Annotated in this window: 18 protein-coding genes; 9 read left to right on the top strand and 9 right to left on the bottom strand. The window is 49.3% G+C overall.

The features are described from left to right. Positions 1-256: 256 nt before the first annotated feature. Positions 257-916 carry an epoxyqueuosine reductase QueH gene (locus tag J1784_RS05585; RefSeq protein WP_217148382.1) on the bottom strand — a complete coding sequence of 220 codons (660 nt, stop codon included), beginning with the start codon at positions 914-916 and terminating at the stop codon, positions 257-259. Between the two features lie 238 nt (positions 917-1154). Between J1784_RS05585 and J1784_RS05580 the strand changes: the two genes are divergently transcribed. From J1784_RS05580 to dsrB, 6 genes are all read left to right on the top strand, one after another. Further along, positions 1155-2165 carry an AI-2E family transporter gene (locus tag J1784_RS05580; protein ID WP_217148381.1) on the top strand — a complete coding sequence of 337 codons (1011 nt, stop codon included), beginning with the start codon at positions 1155-1157 and terminating at the stop codon, positions 2163-2165. Between the two features lie 206 nt (positions 2166-2371). After that, positions 2372-3433 (top strand): NAD(P)-dependent alcohol dehydrogenase, encoded by a 1062-nt coding sequence (locus J1784_RS05575; RefSeq protein ID WP_217148380.1) that lies wholly within the window; start codon positions 2372-2374, stop codon positions 3431-3433. 183 nt (positions 3434-3616) lie between these two features. Then, positions 3617-3955 (top strand): hypothetical protein, encoded by a 339-nt coding sequence (locus tag J1784_RS05570; protein WP_112289261.1) that lies wholly within the window; start codon positions 3617-3619, stop codon positions 3953-3955. 150 nt (positions 3956-4105) lie between these two features. Further along, positions 4106-4981: an ion transporter gene (locus J1784_RS05565; RefSeq protein ID WP_217148379.1), complete on the top strand. Its 876-nt coding sequence runs from the start codon at positions 4106-4108 to the stop codon at positions 4979-4981. Between the two features lie 298 nt (positions 4982-5279). Continuing rightward, on the top strand, positions 5280-5489 hold the full coding sequence (gene cspE, locus J1784_RS05560) for a transcription antiterminator/RNA stability regulator CspE (protein ID WP_013575246.1): 210 nt from the start codon (positions 5280-5282) through the stop codon (positions 5487-5489). Between the two features lie 407 nt (positions 5490-5896). Then, positions 5897-6094, top strand: a complete 198-nt coding sequence (gene dsrB / locus J1784_RS05555; protein WP_112289263.1) for a protein DsrB — start codon at positions 5897-5899, stop codon at positions 6092-6094. 103 nt (positions 6095-6197) lie between these two features. On the opposite strand, the gene J1784_RS05550 is transcribed toward dsrB, so the two are convergent. The 5 genes from J1784_RS05550 to J1784_RS05530 all read right to left on the bottom strand — a co-directional run bounded on the left by J1784_RS05550 (position 6198) and on the right by J1784_RS05530 (position 13562). Further along, on the bottom strand, positions 6198-7898 hold the full coding sequence (locus J1784_RS05550; RefSeq protein ID WP_217148378.1) for a methyl-accepting chemotaxis protein: 1701 nt from the start codon (positions 7896-7898) through the stop codon (positions 6198-6200). Between the two features lie 242 nt (positions 7899-8140). Beyond that, positions 8141-8755 carry a transcriptional regulator RcsA gene (gene rcsA / locus J1784_RS05545; RefSeq protein ID WP_217148377.1) on the bottom strand — a complete coding sequence of 205 codons (615 nt, stop codon included), beginning with the start codon at positions 8753-8755 and terminating at the stop codon, positions 8141-8143. Between the two features lie 390 nt (positions 8756-9145). After that, positions 9146-10336, bottom strand: a complete 1191-nt coding sequence (locus J1784_RS05540; RefSeq protein ID WP_217148376.1) for a glycoside hydrolase family 88 protein — start codon at positions 10334-10336, stop codon at positions 9146-9148. 73 nt (positions 10337-10409) lie between these two features. After that, positions 10410-11696 carry an oligosaccharide MFS transporter gene (locus tag J1784_RS05535; RefSeq protein WP_217148375.1) on the bottom strand — a complete coding sequence of 429 codons (1287 nt, stop codon included), beginning with the start codon at positions 11694-11696 and terminating at the stop codon, positions 10410-10412. A 27-nt stretch (positions 11697-11723) separates the two neighbouring features. Then, positions 11724-13562, bottom strand: a complete 1839-nt coding sequence (locus J1784_RS05530) for a DUF2264 domain-containing protein (RefSeq protein ID WP_217148374.1) — start codon at positions 13560-13562, stop codon at positions 11724-11726. 263 nt (positions 13563-13825) lie between these two features. Here J1784_RS05530 and J1784_RS05525 point away from each other — a divergent pair, with 263 nt between their 5' ends. Continuing rightward, complete coding sequence (locus tag J1784_RS05525) at positions 13826-14677, top strand: AraC family transcriptional regulator (protein WP_217148373.1); 852 nt, start codon at positions 13826-13828, stop codon at positions 14675-14677. Between the two features lie 23 nt (positions 14678-14700). On the opposite strand, the gene J1784_RS05520 is transcribed toward J1784_RS05525, so the two are convergent. Beyond that, positions 14701-16101, bottom strand: a complete 1401-nt coding sequence (locus J1784_RS05520; RefSeq protein ID WP_217148372.1) for a CoA transferase — start codon at positions 16099-16101, stop codon at positions 14701-14703. Positions 16102-16396: 295 nt separating this feature from the next. Here J1784_RS05520 and J1784_RS05515 point away from each other — a divergent pair, with 295 nt between their 5' ends. After that, the gene (locus tag J1784_RS05515; RefSeq protein WP_217148371.1) at positions 16397-16876 is read left to right on the top strand and encodes an Hcp family type VI secretion system effector; all 480 of its coding nucleotides are present in this window, start codon (positions 16397-16399) and stop codon (positions 16874-16876) included. A gap of 59 nt (positions 16877-16935) precedes the next feature. Here J1784_RS05515 and J1784_RS05510 read toward each other — a convergent pair whose 3' ends face one another. Beyond that, positions 16936-17418, bottom strand: coding sequence for a DUF1240 domain-containing protein (locus J1784_RS05510; RefSeq protein WP_120508137.1), 483 nt, complete (start codon positions 17416-17418; stop codon positions 16936-16938). Continuing rightward, entirely contained in the window at positions 17419-18333 is a 915-nt protein-coding gene (locus J1784_RS05505) for a hypothetical protein (protein WP_217148370.1), read from the bottom strand. A 591-nt stretch (positions 18334-18924) separates the two neighbouring features. On the opposite strand from J1784_RS05505, the gene J1784_RS05500 reads away from it, so the two are divergent. Beyond that, positions 18925-20583: a glucan biosynthesis protein D gene (locus J1784_RS05500; protein WP_217148369.1), complete on the top strand. Its 1659-nt coding sequence runs from the start codon at positions 18925-18927 to the stop codon at positions 20581-20583. Positions 20584-20608 lie beyond the last annotated feature (25 nt).

Raw genomic sequence — 20608 nt, 5'->3', positions numbered from 1 at the left:
AATTACATAGATCTAATTCGCATAAAAATGCGTGAAGCGGAAAGTAACAAGCGTCATGACTGAACGCAAGATGCAAAAAAATAGCGAAAACTCTCAGAGGGGAATGGGTAAATCAGGCCTGGAATTAATCTGGCAATATAAACAACTGACCTGGAATTTATATCTGGTGTATCCGACAGGTGTGGTAAGGAATGGCAGAATAATAAACCCGGCGCAGGTGCCGGGTTAGAGGAGACAATTTGCACCGGAAAGCCGGTTATTCGTCGTCTTCGTCGCCGTAGTATTTTACACCGAGTTTGATGAGCCCGCGCCCCTGCGACTTACGATGTAAGTTACTGTCACGTAAGGAGTAAACGCATCCACAGTATTCCTGCTGATAAAAACGCTCGCGCTTGCTGATTTCGATCATACGCGCGGAACCGCCTTTTTTACGCCAGTTATAATCCCAGTACACCATACCCGGATAGGGCGCGGCCGCACGTTCACCACAGCCGGTAATTTGTTTCATATCTTTCCAGCGTGAAATACCCAGGCAACTGGTAATGGCACTGAAACCATTTTCCCACGCATAAAGTGCCGTGCGTTCAAAACGCATATCAAAACACATGGTGCAGCGTTCACCGCGCTCAGGCGCATTTTCCATTCCTTTCGCGCGCTCAAACCAATTATAGGTGTCGTAATCTGCATCAATAAACGGAATGCCGTGCTGTTCAGCAAAACGCATATTTTCTTCTTTGCGCAGCATATATTCTTTCTGCGGGTGAATATTTGGGTTGTAGAAATAGATTGTATAGTCGATACCCGACGCCTGAATGGCTTCCATCACTTCACCTGAACAGGGCGCACAGCAGGAGTGCAGCAGTAATTTATCGTGGCCTTCAGGAAGTGCCAGCTGTTCGCGGATTAATTCAGACATTGTTATTCACCACTGTTTTTCACGAGAGTTATTCACCCGAGTTATTCACTAAAACTACAGACCGGGATGTAGGATTTTCTTTATCAGTCATTACGCACGATCATAGAGAAGACTGCGTGACTGTCAAAATTTTCTTGAGTGTTTACGCATGCGGCGAATGGCGGAGCAATGTTCAGTGCTATGATAAGGACGATTGCAGGGCGCAGCCCGGTACACAGAGATTTTAAGGAAACAGGTAATGCAGATTATGAGATCGAATCAAATTCGCTGGCTCAGTGTGTTGATTGTGATGGGCGGGCTGTTACTGATTCTTCCTCTTCATTTACTGGCGTGTTTTATTGCCGGTTTTTTAGTGTTTGAACTCATTAACGCTCTGACACCGTACTTTCAGAAAATCATTAGCGGTGAGCGCGCCCGCTGGGCAGTGGTTGCGGTGATCGGCACGCTGGTTGTCAGTTTCCTGACGCTGGCGATTGCGGGTATTGCCGATTTTCTGATGGAAGATATGAAAAATCCGGTGGCCTTTAATGCGATGGTGTCGCGGTTGCTTTCCGACGCGCAAAGCCGTCTGTCGCCGGTACTGCTGCATTATCTTCCTGCCAATATTGAAGAGTTACAGCGCAGTTTCCTGCAATGGTTGCGCGAGCATATCGTGATGATTCAGGCCTTCGGTAAAAACGCGGCGCATGTCTTTCTGACAATGATTATCGGCATGATCCTTGGCGCAATTATTTCGCTTCAGCAACCGAATCAGGGCGAGCACCACGCACCGCTGAAAAAGGAATTGTTGCAGCGTATGCGTTTGCTGGGGGAAGCGTTTCGCAATGTGGTGTTTGCTCAGTTCCAGATTTCGCTGATCAATACCGTGCTGTCAGGTGTTTTCCTGTTCGGGATTTTACCGCTGTTCGGCATTCATCTGCCGCTGGCGAAAACGCTGGTGGTGGTAACGTTCGTCTGCGGATTGCTACCGGTGATCGGTAATCTTATTTCTAACACGCTGATTTTCATCGTCGGTCTTTCGCTATCGTTGTGGGTCGGGGCACTGGTGCTGGCGTATCTGATCATCATCCATAAAGTGGAATACTTCCTGAATGCGCGTATTGTCGGCAGCCGTATCAAGGCAAAATCTTGGGAAGTTCTGCTGGCGATGCTGGTCTTTGAAGCCGCGTTTGGTATCCCCGGCGTTGTTGCTGCACCTATCTATTACGCGTATATGAAAAGCGAACTGAAAGAAGCCGGTCTGGTTTAATTCTTTCTGAAAACGTGGCGCTTTACCTGCAGGGCGCCACTGTTTAGTCGCTGTACAATCCTTTCAAAAAATCCTCAAAAAAACAGATTCAGGCAAGCAATAGCGAGAATCGTTATATCTGTTTGTCATCTGAAACCTTCATAATTTCCTTGTGCCTGCAGTTTGTGCGGGCATGAAGTATTCCGTTTGCCTACCAGGAGAAAAAAATGACGCTTAACGTTCGTGGTTTCGCTGCACATTCAGCGGATGCGCCTCTGGCGCCTCATAACTTTGTTCGCCGTGACCCGCGTGATACCGACGTTGTGATCGACATTCTGTACTGCGGTGTGTGTCACTCTGATATCCACCAGGCGCGTAACGAATGGCATCAGAGCATTTATCCGATGGTTCCGGGCCATGAAATTATCGGTCGCGTTAAACAGGTTGGCGCGAAAGTAAAAGGCTTCAGCGTCGGCGATACCGTCGGTGTGGGTTGTATGGTCGATTCTTGTCAGCACTGTGAGTCCTGCGCAGAAAGCCTGGAACAGTACTGTGAAGAAGGCGCTACCATGACGTACAACAGCCATGATCGTCATGACAACATGATGACCTACGGCGGTTATTCTGAACAAATCGTTGTTTCAGAAAAATTCGTTTTACGCGTTTCTGAAAAGCTGGACATCACATCTGCTGCACCGCTGCTGTGTGCCGGTATCACCACTTACTCTCCGCTCAAACACTGGAAAGTAGGCAAAGGCCATAAGGTGGCGATCGTCGGTTTGGGCGGTTTGGGCCACATGGGTCTGAAATTCGCTAAAGCGCTGGGTGCGGATGTGACGCTGTTCACGCGTTCTAAAGGCAAAGAGCAGGAAGCTTACCGTCTGGGCGCTGACCACGTGGTGTTGTCTACTGATGCAGAACAAATGGCCGCAGTAAAAAGCCACTTCGATTTTATTCTGGACACAGTACCGAATCCGCACGACCTGAACCCGTATCTGGAAACCCTGAAACGCGATGGTACGCATATTCTGGTTGGCCTTATCGAGCCAATCGAACCTGCGCTGCACAGCGGCAAACTGGTCATGGGCCGCAAAACCGTTGCCGGTTCTCTGATCGGCGGTATCGCTGAAACTCAGGAAATGCTGGATTTCTGTGCCGAGCATGACATTTCCTGCGATGTGGAAATGATCGACATGCAGGACATCAATGGTGCTTATGAGCGTATGCTGAAAAGCGACGTGAAATACCGCTTTGTGGTTGATATGGCTTCGTTGAAAAACGCGCAATAACCTTTATATGCGTTGAATAACGTTATTGGTTAAATAGCGACCTAATGCGACTGTCCTGAATATTGAGTTAAATCAGCAGGGCAGGCGCATTGTGGCGAAATTTACTCTTTACACGTTTCTGTGACTTCTCGGCTTGAAAGCGCGGTGGTATCCTGCTGCCTTTCGCCGGGCGAAGGAAAACCAGTGGCTAAGAGTTTTGATGAACTCATCAGAGACATGGATCTGATGATTGAACATGTGGACAGGCTGAAAGATCTGCCGCCACGTGCAGCGCAACCAACCGCTGCGGACAAACCTGCGTACGATTCTTTCGGTGAGATTTTCGCTCTGAAAGCCGTGATGCGGGCTTTTATTTCTTCGGTCGACACCATTGTTAAAGTGCAGATTGCGAAGAAAGTCGAACAGGATATCGGCCATCTGGAGAACACCGTGCGGTCAATCGGCGGAGGCAGTGCCGACGCAGAAGATGTCGCGCAAATTACGGCCTATGTCCGTAATGCAGTTTCAGAACTCATGGATTAATCCGGCTCGCTACCCGCGCGCTGTACAAACGCCGGTCACTGGTCTTTTAAAGACAATACGTGACCGGCGTTTTTTTTGGACTTCCTAACCCATAGGCGCGGCGGATAAAAGCGTCTATTCTTGCCGGAACTCTTTTTGCCGGTGTCATTTATGTCACAAGATTACCGCTATTTCGCGTCAGCACGGCGCAGATGTTATGCCCTTTTATTTGAGCACCGCACCCGCAGCGGACGCCGGATGGAAACCTTCTGGATTGTCATCTCGCTGCTGAGCGTTCTGTTTTTGTTTATAGAGTCGAGTGCCACCGATCTCTTTCCCAATATTCCAGACATCCTGTACCGGTTTGGCACGATAGAAGTGGCATTCACCGTGCTGTTCACGGTGGAATATGTTCTGCGGGTGGTCGCCTCACCGCGAAAAATCCACTATCCGCTGAGTTTTTTCGGGTTTATAGACCTCTGTACGATTTTGCCGATGTATATCCTGTGGCTGATACCGTCACTCAGCGTGTCACCGGATCTGGTGGTGCTGGTGCGTTTGCTGAGGGTGTTGCGCGTATTGCGTGTGCTTAAGTTGCTGCGTTATATGAGTGATGCCGGGATTTTGTGGCGAAGTCTGATGCGCGCGCGACGCAAGCTGGGCATCTTCTTCGGCTTTGTAGCAATCATTCTGTGCCTGTTTGGCGGGCTGATGTTCGCGGTAGAAGGAGGGAAGGACGGGTTTACTTCACTGGGCGCATCGGTTTACTGGGCGGTCGTAACGCTCACCACGGTCGGTTACGGTGACATTACTCCGCATACCGCGCTCGGGCGAATGCTGGCATCGGTACTTATCCTGCTGGGGTATTCCATCATCGCCGTTCCTACCGGGATTTTAACGGCTTATATGTCACAAGAGTTGGAAAAGGGACGGGCTGCGCGTTCTTGCCTCAATTGTTTGCATTCAGGACATGAAATTGATGCGAAATTTTGCGCGCATTGCGGAGCGGTTCTTGAGGCCGGGACCGCACAACTTGTTGAAAAATAGCCTGATAATTGCTCAATGATTGTACTGAATGGTACGTAAATCGACTATTTTTGGGGTTTACCTCACCATTGCATTAAAAAGAGTTGCTATTAAAGGGCAGTCATGAGTAAATACATACCGGCCTGTGGTACAGACCTATTTATGCACGACATCCTGAGTAAAGTTGTTCCAATTTAAAGCGTTATCCATGATAACCCTGCTCTGACGAATTTCCTTCTTAGTGCCTCCATAAGTAACGACTGAAATCCGGCTATAACATGCCCATGGTGGCGAAATTTATTTTTAAAAGGTAATTCCTATGTCAATGATGAAAGGTCAGGTTAAGTGGTTTAACGAGTCTAAAGGCTTTGGCTTCATCACTCCTGCTGACGGCAGCAAAGATGTGTTCGTACACTTCTCCGCTATCCAGGATCAAGGTTTCAAGACCCTGGCTGAAGGCCAGAACGTACAGTTCACTATCGAGAACGGTGCTAAAGGTCCGTCTGCGGCTAACGTTACCGCTATCTAATCTTGCTTTACCGCTGTTTCAGCGATAAACGTAAAGATAACAAAAACCCGCATGCGCGGGTTTTTTTACGTCTGTAGTTTATGGTTTTGGCTGATAGTTCCAGCTTGCGGACTTTGTCTTGCACTGCCGACTCTGCCGCAACGTGCTGAAAAAAAACAAAAAAAAGCCCGCATAGTGGCGGGCAAAAATATTTCTTATGACATTCATTGTTGTACTCCCTCGGGGGTGAGCACGCAGCCAGTATAGTGGATATGAAAGTCAGGATTCTGGCCGCAGAATGTTAAGAAAATGCAAATTAGTGCCCCAGGGTTATTTCCTGCTTTTCAGGCTAACTTTCCCTTCGCCACCTGCTTTTGTGTGACGGTCTGTACTACAATAAACATAATTGAAAACCATGGGATAACCTGATGAAAGTTAATGATCTTGTGACAGTAAAAACAGACGGCGGACCGCGCCGGCCAGGTAAAGTATTAGCCGTAGAAGAATTTTACGAAGGCATTATGTATCTGGTGTCACTGGAAGATTATCCGGCAGGCATCTGGTTCTTCAATGAAGGCGACAGCAAAGACGGCACATTCGTTGAGCCGCGCGAAGGCACCGAATAGTCTTCTCCTGCAATAAAAATGTCGGCATAAAAAAACACCGGGGCAGGTAACTGCCACCGGTGTTTTTGTTTTTAAGGCTGTTTTTTACGGAGACGTTCCGGGATCAGAACGTTTCCCAGTTAGGTTGTTCGCTGACCTGTTTAGCCGAACGCGGATCCGGAGCGGAAAGGGTGCGTGCCGGTGGCTGGCGCTTTGCAGGTGCTTTTTGAGCGGTGCTTTCAAGACGAAATACCGCCACGGCCTGGGTCAGACGTGCAGCCTGTTCTTCAAGCGATGCCGCCGCGGCAGAGGCTTCCTGCACCAGTGAGGCGTTTTGCTGGGTGACGCCGTCCATTTCCGACACGGCCAGACTGACCTGGCTGATCCCACGGCTCTGCTCATCAGAAGCGGAAGCGATTTCACCCATGATGTCCGTCACGTGACTGACAGCGGTGACAATTTCAGACATTGTGTCCCCCGCATCGCCAACCAGAATGCAGCCTTCGCCTACGTAATCGACCGATTCTTCAATCAGCGTTTCAATTTCTTTCGCGGCCTGCGCACTTCTTTGCGCCAGGCTGCGTACTTCGCTGGCGACGACGGCAAATCCGCGGCCCTGTTCACCTGCGCGGGCGGCTTCAACCGCGGCATTCAGCGCCAGAATATTGGTCTGGAAGGCAATGCTGTTAATCACATTGGTGATTTCGGCAATTTTGGACGAACTGCGGGATATTTTGTCCATCGTCGTCACCACATCTTCTACGATGCTGCCGCCTTTTTGCGCCTTGCGCGAGGCATCAGCGGCCAGCTTGCTGGCATGATGGGCATTTTCGGAGTTCTGTTTCACGGTTGCGGTCAGCTGTTCCATACTGGCGGCCGTTTCTTCCAGCGCAGCTGCCTGTTGCTCGGTACGCGATGAAAGATCGGTATTACCGGAAGCGATTTCCGTCGAGCCCTGATAAATGGATATTGCACCTTCGCGCACGGTGAGCACCGTGGACGCCAGCGAATGCTGCATCTGCTCAACATTACTGCTCAGCACACCAATTTCATTGCGGCCGTTGCTCTGACCGGGTTGCGTCAGGTCACCTTCGGAGATTTTTTGAATACGCGTCACCAGACGGTTCAGCGGATTGATGATCACTTTGCGCATCACCAGATAGGTGATGAAAGTCAGCACCAGCGCCAGCAGAAAACCGCCTGCCATCAGGGTATAACCGAGAACGGCGTTACGCTGGGCTTTGTCATTAATGGCGTTGGCAGTCTCGGTGCGATAAGCGATGGCAGCCAGTAAAGGGATGTTGTTGGCCAGGTCCAGATTGCGCACAGTTTCCGCTTCCTGAGAAATAACCTCTTCAAAATGCGCCTGTTTTGCTGATTCCAGCATCGGCGCCATACCTTTGGTCAGATAATCGTTATAGGCTTTTTTCAGCGGCTCATCGAGCGCCAGATCCTTTTCCGTTTTATTCGGGCGGTTAAGGTAACTTTCAAAAGAAGATTGCGATTGTTTAATCCGGCTGGCTGCGTCAGTGAGGTTCTGACTGAACACATCCTGATCGCCGACACGGGCGGCGGCGGCTGCCTGGATAAGCAACAAACGTGCGGTGCGTAAATGGTTAGAACTGTTCGAAAGTGCCAGACGAATTTGCAGTTCCTGCGTGGCATTTGCCAGTGCGGCATTGCTTTGCTTTAGAAAGAAGCTGGATGTGCCGATGGAAACGGCGAAAAGAAACAGGATCCCGGTGAGGATCAAACTGATCAGGGTAATCAGTCGAATATTGCTGATGAAAGACGTTCTGGTATCTGAAAGGGTAGGAGTATCCATTTTATTTTATTCCGCTCTGTTGATCCTGCATACCGTCGGTTCCGGACGGTAAGTAACAGCGATGTAGACATTCCCAGAGGGCAAGTCCTGCCGTGACGAAAAGAAAGCGCCATTAAGATTCATCGGCATTCGGGCGGAGGGATTCAGTTTATATTTGTGGAGCAGATCTCATTTCAGGAGATTACATGATGAGCACTACAGGCTACGTTAAGACACAGCCTGTAGCGGGAACCAGAGAAGGGTTAATTCACGTAAATTCCATTGGTGAGTTGATCACACAAACGAACAACGTGATAAATAATATGTTTATTCGGTGACTTTATTTTCCGCTTAATATTTCCTTTATACGAAGACACCGTTTTTGTTTTGATTTGCAACTTATCAGATATTTCAATCGTTCCGTTACCAGACATCCACATTCTTAGCATGGCGGATTCTGAACGGCTGAGCATCACCGGTCTGATATCCAGAGCCGCGCAACTGGCCGGATCCTGTGCCTGCGGGAGTGAAGGATGATTCAGTAATTGCCGGAGCGTTTCTGCCTTAATCGATTTCGAGGTGATAATCACGTTCTTACGAACAAAAATATATTCTTCAAAATGAATACGGGTACGGGACATGAATATAAAAAATAACGTCTCCGGGCAGTCAGTAATCAGTTCGCCCAGTCGTTCTTTATTCTGTGACTGAGACAACATGCAATCCTCATTGATAAACACCACAGAGGGATTGAGTCTGATGCATCCGGCATGTAACTGGTCAAAATGGGTGGCGTAACTGACCTCCTGTTCACTGGTGAGTAATTGTTGCAACCCCAGACGGGTATACCGGCATGGATCCAAGATTATCGTTTGCATAGTAAGTCCTCGTTGGACGTCCTTGTTCTGCATAATGATTGGATTCTTTGGTGTCAGCGCAAAGCACAAAGAATGAGCGCTGACTCTACTTTTTGCATGAAAGATGGCGGCGTGGAAGTGATATTTTTTGCTATTCACAGGCAGGGAGGTTTTTGATTAATTTGGTTTATGTCAGGATTAACTTTGTGACTGAACAAAAAAATGGAACAAATTCGGATTATTCTTAATGGATGTAAGGACATAGAAGAATGACTTAAGAATAGGGATGTTACGGTAACACGATGTAACACTTCGCAGGGAGATGATGATGCTGCTTATGCTTAAAAACAATTCACGAATGAAATATGGCAATAAAAGCGGACGCAGCATGTCAGCGCTGCGTCACAGTGATTACCAGTAGGATTGCCAGCACTGCGTCAGTCGCGTCAGAGCCTCAACATAAAAATAATCGCCCCAGCTGCAACATTCATCCACACCTTTGCCGCTCGCCATGTGATACACAGAATGCTTAAGCAGTCCGTCACAATCTTCCTGCTCACCGGCCAGATAATTCTCAGTCAGTGAATCCATAATCCGCAGCGCCATTTCCTCGTAGCACGCACGTTTGTCGTCGGTGGCGGGCAGCGTTGTTGCCAGACTCAGCAACCCGCACACCGCAATGGCCGCCGCAGAACTGTCGCGAACCGCATCGGTCCCCAGTAATGCTAAATCCCAGTGACACACATCATCTTCCGGCAGACGGTTGAGGAAGTAATGCGCCAGACAACGCGACAGCTCGACCTGTTCTACATCACCGGTATAGCGATAACTGAGCAGGAATCCGTAAATGCCCCAGGCCTGACCGCGCGACCAGCAGGAGTCATCGGCATAACCCTGATGCGTGTTGCCAAAACGCGGCTCACCGGTCACGGTATCCATGTAATACGTGTGATATGTCGAAGCGTCCGGGCGGACAATATATTTCGCTGCCTGCTCTGCATGGGCGCGTGCGGCCTCGGCAAAGCGCGGTTCGCCGGTTTGTTCTCTCGCCCAGTACAGCAACGGCAGATTCATATTACAGTCAATAATCATACGTCCGGCCTGTTCCGGATCCTTCAAATCACCCCATGCCTGAATAATTTTCGCTTTGGTATTGAAGCGTTCCATCAGTGCCTCAGCGGCCAGCAGGGCAAATCCGCGCGCCTGACGATTACCGGTCAGTTTAAAAGCACTGACGCAGGACAAACTGTAGAGAAAACCGAGATCGTGCGTAGCGGTGTCAATGCGGTTAGCGATGCGGTTGCCAAATGAGGTCACCTGCTTTTCTGCCGCCAGACGGTACCGGTCGTCTCCGGTCATCTCATAAGCCAGCCAAAGCTGACCGGTCCAGAAACTGGTGGTCCATTCCACATTGTCTGTCAGTTTGTAGTGGCCGTTTTCGCAGTTTTCTGACGGAAACTTATCGCCAAATTTATCCAGATTGCGGGAAATTTTACTGAGCACCACCTGACGTGCCTGCTGTAATTTCTGCGCGAACGCAATTCTGTCCAGCTGATTCAGTTCAACAGGCAGTAACTTTTCTTTCATGATGTTAAGCGTCATAACGTCTCCCTTTTGCAGAGCAATAAGTATTTTTATTTCAGTGGATTGATTTCTATGAATTGGATTGTGGCGATCACCGTTTCAGCGGCGCGAGCTCGCCGTTGCTTTCGGCGGATGCTGCCGGGGCAGGCACGCCGGAACGCAGGCTGTGGCAGGCCGATAAAGTGAAAGCGGAAATCAGCGTAAAGCACAGCGCAATGCCGCCCATGACCAGATAGGTGTGTTCGAAACCAATGCGATCGTAGAAGTAACCGGCAGGCGGGGCGACCACGATTGAGCCAACATAAATCATCGCCTGATAGCCCAGCAGATACATGGTGGCGTTGACACGTTTGCTGAAATGCTCAGCGATATATTTAAATACCGACACCAGCAGCAGGGCGATTTCAAGCCCGTAGAACGGTTTGATAATCGAGATAAGCAGCGGATCGTGAGTCAGCCCGGAAGCGATCAGCCGTAATCCCACCAGCGCACCCACAAACAGCAAGCCTTTCTTGGCGCCAAAATAATTCACCAGGAAAGGGATCACCATCATCATCAGGAATTCCATGCCGGACTGCACGGTGCTCAGATAGCCGTACCACGCGTTGCCTTGTTCTTTGGTGTCGAAGAACGTGACAAAATAACGTGAGAACTGTTGTTCGGCGACAAACATCATCCAGGCCACGCCCGCGACATACATCGAGAACATCCAGAATTTGCGGTTTTTGAGCAGCAAAATAACGTCGCCGAACATGATTTTTTGCGAAGAAATTACGTCATTATTTTTAAGTTCTTCATCACCAATCTTCAGTGACAACAGAACCACTAACATAACCAGCGATGTGGCGCTGCTCAGACCAAAGTTCCAGGCGGGAGAAAGATTGAACAGCACGCCGGAAAACGAGGCCGCCAGCGCCCAGCCGAGCGAGCCCCACATACGCACCTGTCCGAATTCCATGTGGTACAGACGGCTGAAGCGATCGGCGTAGGATTCCGAAGCGGCCACACCGGCGTACCAGCCGAGGCTCAGATACAGTGCGCCGACGATAATTCCGAGCATCAGATGGCTGTCCAGCAGCGGCTGATAGACGAAAATAAAGAACGGAGCCATCAGCGCGGAAACCAGCACGACAAAATAGAGCAGGGATTTGCTCATCCCTATTTTGTCCATGATGTAGCCATATACCGGCTTCATGATCACCGCGAACACGCCGTTGATGGCAAACACGGTGCCGATACTGACGCTGTCTAGTCCGGCCTTTTGGCCAAGCCACAGGGCATACAATCCGAAGCTCGAAGACCAGGTGAAGAAATACAGGAATATAAAGCTGCTCATTTTATAGTAAGCCGTTTTACTGGCGGTTTTTATGGCTTTCATAGTGACTCCTGAAACGGACTCTGACGGTTAATCCAACGTGATATGGCCGCTGTGGCCCGGAGATTGCCAGCGCAGCTGCTCACCCTCAAGGCTGACTTCCGGCACGTCTTTGTGGCTGATATCCGCTGTTGCAGAGGCACACACGGCGGTGATCAGCCAGTGAGAACCTGCGGGAAGGGTGTTTTGCAGCACCGGAATAACGGCGGTTTCGGCAAACATAATGCTACTGTTCGGCGGGGTGATAACCGCTCCGGCTTCGCGTGCGGCCAGCCTTTCCAGGCTGACAATCCGGCTGATGCCGTTACGTGCGGTGACCGTCATAGCACGGCGATCACCGGTGTTTTCGGTTTGTGTAGAAGGATCCTGAATAACCGCGAAACCGCCTTCAGCTGTATCAAGCTGACGCTGATTTTCAATATGGTGAACACGTAAATGCCAGTCGCCACAGGGGATAAGCCAGGTGCGCACGCAAACGTCATGCCACGGTAACCAGCGGGAATAGATCATCGAGCCGGTAATTTTGGTTTCGGCGCAGTCGCGGCGTCCGCGGAAATACCCGTCACCTTCTGAGAACATCAGCATCGAATCACAACCGGCGTGTTTCAGCCCGTAACGACCACGGTCGAGGGTAAAACCGAACTGGCTGGAATAGGCGAACTTGGTGTATTTGGCTTCGGTATTGACGAAATTATTCAGCTCAAGCTGTCCGCTAGTGAGCATCACCACATGCTGACTTTCCCCGTCGCGTGTCAGGATCTGGCTGGCATGAGGAATACAGTGGGCGCGGGCCAATTCCGGCAACGGCGCTTCTTCGGCCTGCCAGAATGCATCGTCCTGCGGCAACGCCAGCACCAGAAACAGTTTGCACGCCCAGTAAGGTGAACCCGGCGCGTTATAGTCTTCGGCCATCACCAGGTTTGGTGTGTGATAACCAATACTGAGCACGCCGTCACGGTCAAAAATCGGCTCTTTCAGCCAGTGGCGCAGATGGCGCAGAATCACTCCTTTGATGATGCCTGGTGTAAACACGTCCAGCTTGCTGTACGCAGCAGCGCTCCAGAACGCGGCTTCCGCGAAGCGATAAGTCAGGCTGCGCCCGAAAGGCACGGCCGCACCGCCAGCGGAGAACAGGGTAATGAAATCCTGTGCGAAGCGCTGAGCACGTTCACGCAGCATAGCGGCACGCGGCGCATCCACATCCGCCATATTTTGTGCGTAGAGCAGCCCGTAATAATGAAACGCCATCGAAATATAGTAATCACGCGGACGACCGGGGCCGTCTGAATACCAGCCATCACCGAGATAATAGCTTTCCATCAGCTCAAATCGGGCAGCCACGGCAGCCGGATCCCAGGGCAGACCGGACTGCTTAAAGCCCATCTGCACCATGACCGGGAAGAAATTCCAGTTATTGTTGGGAATGGTCGCGTCGCGTCCCTGATTAAGCCAGTCCGCCAGATTTTGCTGTTCCTGTGCAGTGAAATGCTGCAACAACTGCGTGTTGAGCAGCGTGAGCCCGACACCGAAAGCGGCCATTTCTACGCAACGCTGGTCAAAATCGCGGATCTTTCCCCAGTACTGCGGATGTTGCGGGTCGGTACCAAAGCGAATCGCATTGAGATAGAAGGGCAGGTTCGCGCATTCACCGCCACCGGCCAGCAGCGGGAAAATCCCCCACAACATGCGCGACAGCGCTTCCATTTTGGCAATCTCTTTACCGTAATGTGTGGTGGTATTTCCGAGATCAATGCCGCTTTTACCTTCTTCGGTATACGGTGAAACCGCTGAAAGCAAGTCATTGAGCAGTTTCTGCATATCGTCGCGGGTACACAACGGATTATCGATGTTCACAATATTCAGGGTCATCAAGACTCTCCCGGAGACTGAGTGGGAACCAGAAATAGGGGTTTATTAATTTGAAATATTATTTCAATTCTCTGCATTGAGATTGAAATATAGAGAAGTGAACGGCGCTGATTGTTAACTGCTTCACAGAATGGCGTGATTTTTGAAATTGTGCTTATTAAATGGCGGGTAAAAGGGCTTAAATTATAAAAATCAGACTGAAAATTGTGTTTTGTTGTCCTGAATAAAAAGACGTAAAAAACCATGAAGGGGGATCCACCATAATGCCGGCATCTGATTATCTCGAACGTATTGCCCTTAACGAACGTCAGGTTTCTTTTAACCGGATGAACCGCGGAAGCGCTAATTATTTTCACTGGCATCAGTGCCTGGAATTACTTTTTGTCAGTCAGGGCTATGGCATTGTGATTGTTGATAACCAGCAATACACGCTGCGGCCTGGCCGGATGTTTGTCTTTCCACCCTTCAAACTGCATAAAGTTTTTGTGGAAGCAGACGAGAAAAACGCCTATCTGCGCACAACAATCCATCTCGATCACCAGCTGCTGGATGGTTGTCTGCAATCTTTCCCCCAGCGTCGCAGACGCTTCGCCAGTTTATGGGATGCCGACCGCGCCGCGCCTATTTTCGATCTGAGCGAACACGCCAGCCATATTGAAGTGATCCTCGAACAGTTTAATCAGCTGTCCGAATCGCAGGCGGATCAGTGGGAAGAAATCACCCTGTTAATCCTGCAACTGATGGTCTTTATGCCTGCGGAAGACGGGCAGCCGAAAACCATCAGCCGCACAACGGCCTCGAAAGTGATGCAGTGGATAGAAGAAAATTACGTGCAGAAGTTTTCACTGGCAGACCTTGCGGCGGCTCTTGGTCTTTCTGAAAGCTATATATCGCGGGTATTCGGGCAGGAAACCGGGGGCTCGATTCAGGATTACCTCGCCACGCGGCGGGTCAAGCGCGCCTGCGAACTGCTGCGCTCAACCGACCGTTCGGTCGAAGAAATTGGGTTGCAATGCGGCTTTTCAGACGCCCCGTACTTCATCACCCGTTTCAAGAAAATGATTGGCAAAACACCGCTGCAATATCGCAAAGCGGCGTTTTCATTGTTGTCTTAAAGGTGACCAGACCGCGTCAAACCTCATTTTCCCGACGAATCGGATTGCCAGCTGGCAGAGGCAGAACCGAGCGGTAATGCCGGTAGATGCCATTGCAGCAAGGTGTTTTCCAGCCAGACGGGCGCAAGTAAACGTCGTGCATTGCCCCAGACAGTGATTTCCTGTTCAGGTGAGAAGTCGGCCTGATGTGCGGATTCAGTCAGCGGTTCGTCGCTGACGGCTGTTGCACCGTTTTCCATCAGTTCCCGTGCGGTACGTGCTAGCGACAGGCGGGATTCGCTGCCCTGACCGTTTTCCATTCGTTGCGCTAAACCCTGCAAAACTGCTGCCGCCATCAGATAACCGGTGGTGTGATCGAGCGCCTGAACCGGTAAAGGCACCGGTTTATTACTGCCTGACAGTGTCATTCCCTGTTGTGCAATACCGCAACTCATCTGCACCAGACTGTCAAAGCCGCGCCGCTCGCGCCACGGCCCGCTCCAGCCATAGGCATTCAGACAAACATCCACCACACCCGGCGCGATCGCACGGCGCTGCTCGCTGCCATAGCCGAGTTTATGCAACGCACCGGCACGGTAGCCATGGACGATCACATCCGCATCGCGTAATAATTCTTCGAAACGATGACGGTCCTGCGGGTTATGCAGATTGAGCCGGGCGCAGTGTTTGCCTAATGTGAGGTCAGCTTCCTGACTGGTTTCATCCCAGCCGAAGGGATCGATACGCAGCACATCCGCGCCTAGTCCGGCCAGAAAACGTGTGGCGACGGGCCCGGCGATAATCCGAGTCAGGTCGAGAACTTTTATGCCTGCCAGCGGCTTTTCACGGGATAACGCCCACTCAGGTAGTGCCGTGGCAGGGGATAAAGAGCGCTGAAACAACGGCTCATTTTGCAGGGATTTCCCCTGCACATGCTGCTGCCATTCATCCGGGCTGAGCATCTGCGCGGCGCATCCGCCCGCCAGAACCACGGCCTGTTCCAGTTCAGCCTTTTTCCACATTATTACCCGCTGTGCCAGGGCTTCGCGGTTTTGCGCCTTACCGAGCAGGGATTCCACCACTTTGCGATGCGCCGGAGCATTGGTATGCAGCCGGATCCAGCCATCAGCGGTGGCGTAATCCCCCGCCAGACTGTCCCACGCGGGCGGGATTTCCCAACCCTCTGGTTTTATACTGGTTTTACACCAAAGCGACGCAAGCCGCCGGTCGACTGTAACGGTTTCGTGTCCGCCGTCTTGAAGCGCCAGTAAACGCGTTAACGCCATCACGGCTAATGCGACAGACGCGGTGATGAGCGGCGTAACCGGATAATAAGATGTCAGATTTCCTGCGCCGTTAATATGAAGCGAGCAGGGAAGTGAAATCTCGCCGGTGAGCTGAGCGTACAACGCCCGTGCTTTTTGCTGGATAGGTTCATCTGACATGCGTTAACCTCAATATGTGAAGCATAGGAATTACAGAACAATAACAATTTAGCATGGCAGGGCTGGGATTGCTGATAGCAACGACATAATAATTTAATATCTTATTTTACTGCGAACCATGAGGTTAAAAATTAACTAAGAAAATTTGTTTTAGCTTTTTGTCACAGTTTAACTAATGAATGGATGTTATATTCATCCGGCTTCATGCTTACTATGAATTATAAACATTAATATGACTTATTATTCGGGATGGAAATATTTTTTTGTAAAATATTAAACTTAAAGAAATAACCTTATGGCTAATGAAATCTATCTAACTCTAAATGGTAAAACTCAGGGGTTAATATCATCAGGATGCTCGTCGCTGGACTCTATTGGCAACAAAGCACAATTAGCCCATTTAGATCAGATCATGGTTTATGAATTAAGCCACTCGATTTCACGTGAACAGAATGCTGCACACCATCCGGTCATTATCACTAAACCGTTGGATAAGTCCTCCCCATTAATTGGGAAAGCAATTTCCGAAAATGAAGTTCTCACCTGTGATATTGACGTGTACCGCATAAATCAATTTGATATTAACGAGCTATTTTATAAATTCAAGTTAACAGGTGCGAGAATTACCGATTTGCATATTTTGCTTCCGCATGTTCTTCACGATAGCCAAGGACAGCCACAGGAAGCCATTACTTTCTCCTATGAAACGATTACATGGGAACATGTTTCAGCGGGAACTAGTGCATATAGTTTATGGAATGACAGAGTGATGTAAAATTCAAATGCCTGACGGGTGAGCGGTTTATCACCTGTCAGGCCTGAAGTCCGGCACTTCTAGTCATCTATTCCAAGCTTATGTTCCAGATTAAATTTCTCGTGACTCTTATTCCAGGATTTAACTCCGGTGAGTGTGTAACACTGGTTTTCATCCTTAACATAGAAAACTCCGGTAAAAGCTCCACCAACAGCACAGTTATGATAAGAGGAGAAAGCAAATCCTAAGTTAACAAGCGGGCATGCCAGCAATACAGGGAAAAACATTAAAACGGTTATCGCTGTCATACGTAAAATGTACTTCTCTAATGCAGGGCTTGCCTTTTTATTTTTGGTGAAAAAGCAACTAACAAACAGAACTTCAAAATATACTGCCATAGGTATCGTGGTCAATATTGGGAAAACTCGCCAGTTGAAGTAAATGGCATCGCTGAACCTGAATAACAGCATGGCATCTACCAGGCAAAATTTATAAAGGAAAAAGAGTGTAACAGGAAAAATTAGTGTGAAAATGAGGATGACGATAAAATTCCTGATTGGCATCTAGCCTCCGAAGTGTAAAGATGAGTTAAAAGGCGAGTGGTGCATTAAATTCCACTTCTCAATTGAATTTCTTTCAGCTAAGCCATCTTTAATCATTTTCTTTAATTTTTCTGAAAGTTTCATATGCCGGTCAATAGTATCTAAGGAATAAGTGATGACAACACCGATAACCACTATCGCAACGATACCCAACGCAACAGGAATAACGACAGTTGTTGCTGCAGTAATTAACCATCCTCCTGCTAATACCATTAATTTTGTCACGAAGACGATTGCAATAACTTTTGCCATATCCATGGTAATGTCGCCAATGAAATCCACAATGTTATACTCATCTTTGAATATTAACTCTATGGTTCTGTATGCAAGCGAAAACCAAATACTGAAGTGTATGCCCGAGATAATCCCAGAGTTTATCCCCGCTTTACCTATGCCTAATTCAAGCACCTGTGGGTTATTAATGGCATATCGGGTACCTTTAAGAATCCTGCGGATACCTGCGCGGCCGGTAATTTTCACATATTCGACTCCTTTAATTTTGTAGAGGATTGCTTTAATGCCTAAACCTTTAAAATTGAAAACGAGTTTGTTAGAATCGTTATAATACGTTGTGAGGTTTTTGATGTTTTTGAGGCCGGTGTTGCCATCTTTTATATTTCCTGCGTATGTTGCGGTAGAATCAATTCCCGTGAGTAATTGATTCAGGACCGAGTCGGCCTCTTCAAGTGTCAGTAACATTAAATGTTGATTGTTTTTATTAAACGCGCTCTCCAACCCTATTGTGTCCTGTATATACTCATGTTTAGGTATAAGTTGATTAACAGGAACGTTGCCCCGCAGGTAATCACCAAAATACCCGGCCGCCGTTCCCCTGAGTTCATCTACCGGCACAGGGACTCCCAGTTCATCCTTCATTTGTTCTGACCTTATATTTCATTGATAAGGTCTTATGATATTCGCATAGGAATACACATTATTGATCTCCGCCGTAGTATTAAAATTTAATCCAAATTAAATGTAATCATCAGGATAATGTATGAAATTAATATATTCACTTAACAGATAATAAATGTCTGTGGCGGTATTATTAATAATTCGTGTATATAATCCGAATTCAGTTTATCTCTTGAACATAGGCTTTACCGGGAGTCTTATCCCTACAGACGCCGGTGTTATATTGTCTGCTTGTCTGCGAGTTGAAGAATAGTAAGGCTCCGGTAACAGAATGCTCCTAAATTCGCCACGGCTTTATCATCAAATAGTGGCTGTAATTGTTACTGGAGTTTCCGTTTCCAAAAACCGCCTCAGCCCCTGCCATACGCGGCATGAGCACAGTCATATGCGCTGACTTTTTCAAGCAAAATATTAGCTGAATGCATTCAATTTCTTGTACTCGGCTTGTGAATTTTACGTTAGCCTTAGGGTCAGAAAATACTGACTACGCGGGGACTGCGTTTTGTGACGAAGTTCCCAGATTTTTTGCCCAGTACAGGAAACGATTCTGGCATGGAACGAAGAGCATTTATTAAAGCATCTATGGCATTCGCCGCCTGGTGTGGTGTGCCGGCAATGTCCACACTGTTCACCCGTTCCGCAGAAGCGGCAGAGGCGAATGTGGCAGACGGCGGCGAATTGCCGTTTGATTTCAATGCGCTGAAAAAAATGGCGAAAGATTTGGCGGATAAGCCCTACGGTGGCGCACCGCAGCCATTGCCTAAAACGCTGGCTGAACTGACACCCCAGGCTTACAACGCTATTCAGTACGATCATGCACATTCACTGTGGAATGGTCTGCCAGACCGCCAGCTGGATGTGGAATTGTTCCACGTCGGTATGGGCTTTAAACGCCGCGTGCGCATGTATTCCGTGGATCCGGTGAAACATCTGGCGCGTGAAATTCATTTCCGCCCGGAACTGTTTAACTATCACGATGCAGGTGTGGATACCAAACAGCTGGAAGGCTTCTCTAACCTCGGATTCGCCGGTTTTAAAGTCAACAAAGCGCCGGAGCTGACGCGCCGCGACGTGGTTTCTTTCCTGGGCGCCAGCTATTTCCGTGCGGTGGATGATACCTATCAGTACGGCCTGTCAGCCCGCGGTGTGGCGGTGGATACCTTCACTGACCAGCCGGAAGAGTTCCCGGATTTCACCGCGTTCTGGTTTGATACTCCGAAACCTGGCGATACCACATTTACTGTTTATGCATTGCTGGACGGTATGAGTATCACGGGTGCTTATAAATTCGTGATCCGCTGCGAACCGACCCGCGTCGTCATGGAAATTGAAAATCACCTGCATGCCCGCGAGGATATCAAACAGCTGGGTATTTCTCCGATGACCAGTATGTTCAGCTGTGGCACCAGTGAGCGCGGGCGCTGCGATACCATTCATCCGCAAATTCATGATTCAGATCGTCTGGAAATGTGGACCGGTTCTGGTGAATGGATTTGTCGTCCACTGAATAACCCGCAAAGTTTGCAGTTCAATGCTTTCAGCGATAACAGCCCGAAAGGATTTGGCCTGTTGCAGCTTGATCATGATTTCAACAATTATCAGGACGTGATTGGCTGGTACAACAAGCGTCCGAGTCTGTGGGTCGAACCGGTCGGAGACTGGGGGAAGGGCGCTGTCAATCTGATGGAGATTCCGACCACCGGCGAAACGCTGGATAACGTGGTGTGCTTCTGGCAACCGGAAAAACCGGTGAAATCCGGGGCTGAATTCAGCTTCAGTTACAAGCTGTACTGGAGTTCCGAGCCGCCGCACCGCAGTCCGCTGGCCAATGTGCTGGCGACGCGAACCGGTATGGGCGGTTTCCCGGAAGGATGGGCACCGGGCGAGAACTATCCGCAAGTCTGGGCGCGTCGTTTCGCCATTGATTTCATCGGTGGTGAGCTGAAAGCGTTTGCTGATAAAGGTATCGAACCGGTCATCAACGTCTCTCACGGTAAAATCAAAAACATCGAAATTCTGTATGTACAGCCGTTCGATGGCTATCGCATTCTGTTCGACTGGTATCCGGACAGCGATTCTGTAGCTCCGGTTGAGCTGCGCATGTTCCTGCGCAACGGGCAGACCGCGTTGTCAGAAACCTGGCTGTATCAGTATTTCCCGCCAGCGCCGGAAAAACGCAAGTACATTGATGACCGCCAGATGACGAAGTAGTCCCTTAGTAAGACGTCATTCAACA

The sequence above is a fragment of the Rahnella ecdela genome (assembly GCF_019049625.1).
In the GTDB taxonomy this organism is placed as follows: domain Bacteria; phylum Pseudomonadota; class Gammaproteobacteria; order Enterobacterales; family Enterobacteriaceae; genus Rahnella; species Rahnella ecdela.
This window is presented reverse-complemented; position numbering and strand designations above follow the sequence as displayed.

What these genes read in the sequence shown, in the direction of transcription:
- J1784_RS05525 (WP_217148373.1), top strand. Translation starts at nt 13,826, where the DNA reads ATGCCGGCATCTGATTATCTCGAACGTATTGCCCTTAACGAACGTCAG.
- J1784_RS05575 (WP_217148380.1), top strand. Translation starts at nt 2,372, where the DNA reads ATGACGCTTAACGTTCGTGGTTTCGCTGCACATTCAGCGGATGCGCCT.
- J1784_RS05530 (WP_217148374.1), bottom strand. Translation starts at nt 13,562, where the DNA reads ATGACCCTGAATATTGTGAACATCGATAATCCGTTGTGTACCCGCGAC.
- J1784_RS05540 (WP_217148376.1), bottom strand. Translation starts at nt 10,336, where the DNA reads ATGACGCTTAACATCATGAAAGAAAAGTTACTGCCTGTTGAACTGAAT.
- cspE (WP_013575246.1), top strand. Translation starts at nt 5,280, where the DNA reads ATGTCAATGATGAAAGGTCAGGTTAAGTGGTTTAACGAGTCTAAAGGC.
- dsrB (WP_112289263.1), top strand. Translation starts at nt 5,897, where the DNA reads ATGAAAGTTAATGATCTTGTGACAGTAAAAACAGACGGCGGACCGCGC.
- J1784_RS05505 (WP_217148370.1), bottom strand. Translation starts at nt 18,333, where the DNA reads ATGAAGGATGAACTGGGAGTCCCTGTGCCGGTAGATGAACTCAGGGGA.
- J1784_RS05585 (WP_217148382.1), bottom strand. Translation starts at nt 916, where the DNA reads ATGTCTGAATTAATCCGCGAACAGCTGGCACTTCCTGAAGGCCACGAT.
- J1784_RS05520 (WP_217148372.1), bottom strand. Translation starts at nt 16,101, where the DNA reads ATGTCAGATGAACCTATCCAGCAAAAAGCACGGGCGTTGTACGCTCAG.
- J1784_RS05500 (WP_217148369.1), top strand. Translation starts at nt 18,925, where the DNA reads ATGGAACGAAGAGCATTTATTAAAGCATCTATGGCATTCGCCGCCTGG.
- J1784_RS05515 (WP_217148371.1), top strand. Translation starts at nt 16,397, where the DNA reads ATGGCTAATGAAATCTATCTAACTCTAAATGGTAAAACTCAGGGGTTA.
- J1784_RS05550 (WP_217148378.1), bottom strand. Translation starts at nt 7,898, where the DNA reads ATGGATACTCCTACCCTTTCAGATACCAGAACGTCTTTCATCAGCAAT.
- J1784_RS05535 (WP_217148375.1), bottom strand. Translation starts at nt 11,696, where the DNA reads ATGAAAGCCATAAAAACCGCCAGTAAAACGGCTTACTATAAAATGAGC.
- rcsA (WP_217148377.1), bottom strand. Translation starts at nt 8,755, where the DNA reads ATGCAAACGATAATCTTGGATCCATGCCGGTATACCCGTCTGGGGTTG.
- J1784_RS05510 (WP_120508137.1), bottom strand. Translation starts at nt 17,418, where the DNA reads ATGCCAATCAGGAATTTTATCGTCATCCTCATTTTCACACTAATTTTT.
- J1784_RS05580 (WP_217148381.1), top strand. Translation starts at nt 1,155, where the DNA reads ATGCAGATTATGAGATCGAATCAAATTCGCTGGCTCAGTGTGTTGATT.
- J1784_RS05565 (WP_217148379.1), top strand. Translation starts at nt 4,106, where the DNA reads ATGTCACAAGATTACCGCTATTTCGCGTCAGCACGGCGCAGATGTTAT.